Origin of the sequence: Sphingomonas sp. SFZ2018-12 (assembly GCF_022496715.1) — a bacterium.
Classification (GTDB): domain Bacteria; phylum Pseudomonadota; class Alphaproteobacteria; order Sphingomonadales; family Sphingomonadaceae; genus Sphingomonas.
This window is the reverse complement of sequence record NZ_WTFM01000015.1, coordinates 1-1,370: the sequence shown is the minus strand read 5'-3', so window position 1 is coordinate 1,370 and position 1,370 is coordinate 1. Positions and strand designations below refer to the sequence as shown.

At 73.3% G+C, this 1,370-nt stretch carries 1 protein-coding gene; it reads right to left on the bottom strand.

Features of this window, described 5'->3' with window-relative positions:
- Window positions 1–1,370, bottom strand: a 1,370-nt coding sequence (locus tag GO308_RS18565; RefSeq protein WP_240886452.1) for an aldehyde dehydrogenase (NADP(+)), incomplete at both ends; no start/stop codon positions are given.

Below are 1,370 nucleotides of genomic sequence, written 5' to 3'. Positions count from 1 at the left end.
GAGGTGGAGCGGCCGTCGGAGGTGGCGGGGAACGGTCCGCCATGGACCATGGCGGGTGAGACCTCGACCCCGGTCGGCCAGCCGTTGACGAGGATGCGGCCGACCTGGTGCTCGAGCCGGGCGATGAGGGGGATCGCGTCGGCGTGATCGGCGTCGTCGGCGTGGAGCGTGGCGGTCAGCTGGCCTTCGAGGTTGGCGATCACGTGCCCGAGTTCGGCCATGTCGCGGCAGCGTATCACCAGCGCGGTCGCGCCGAACACCTCGTGCGCCAGTCGGGGGTCGGCGATGAAGGCGCCGGCAGCGAGCTCGAACAGCGCCGCGCGGCCCTGGGTCGGGCCGGTCTCGGCCAGGCCTTCGCCGGCGAGCCGCACATCGGGATGCGCGGCCAGTCGGGAGCGCCCCGCCTGATAGGCCTGGTGGATGCCGGCGCTCAGCATCGTCTGCGCCGGGGCATTGGCGAGCGTTGCGGCCGCGCGCGCCAGGAACCGGTCGAGCGCCGGACCCTCGATCGCCAGCACCAGGCCGGGGTTGGTACAGAACTGCCCCGCCCCCATCGTCAGCGACGCGACGAACCCGTCGGCAATGGCATCGCCGCGCGCGGCGAGTGCTGCGGGCATCAGCACCACCGGGTTGATGCTCGACATCTCGGCATAGACCGGGATCGGCACCGGGCGCGCGGCGGCGACCTTCATCAGCGCGATGCCGCCGCTGCGCGAGCCGGTAAAGCCGACCGCCCGGATGCGCGGATCGGCGACCAGCGCGGTGCCGATATCGTGCGACGGCCCGCCCAGCATCGAGAACACGCCGTCGGGCATCCCGAGCGTCGCGGCGGCGCGCAGCACGGCGGTGGCCACCAGCTCCGACGTGCCGGGATGGGCCGGATGCGCCTTGACCACCACCGGGCATCCGGCGGCGAGCGCGGCGGCGGTATCGCCACCTGCGACCGAGAAGGCGAGCGGGAAGTTGGAAGCGCCGAACACCGCGACCGGGCCGACCGCAATCTTGCGCAGCCGAAGTTCGGGCTTCGGCGGCACGCGCGCCGGATCGGCGGGGTCATGGCGGCGCGCCTGCCAGCCGCCGTCGCGCACGGTCGCGGCGAACAGGCGCAGCTGCGCGGTCGTGCGGGCGCGTTCACCGACCAATCGCGCGGTCGGAAGCCCGGTCTCGCGCATGGCGCGCTCGATCAGCCCGTCGCCGAGCGCGTCGATCGCGTCTGCAATCGCCTCCAGGAACCGCGCGCGGTCTTCGAGCGATCGCGCGAGATAGGGCAGGAGCGCCGCGTCGGCGCACGCGCACGCATCGGCGACGTCGGCCAAAGACGCCACGCTGAACGACACATCCTCAATCGCCACGCCCGACGCGGGATCCCA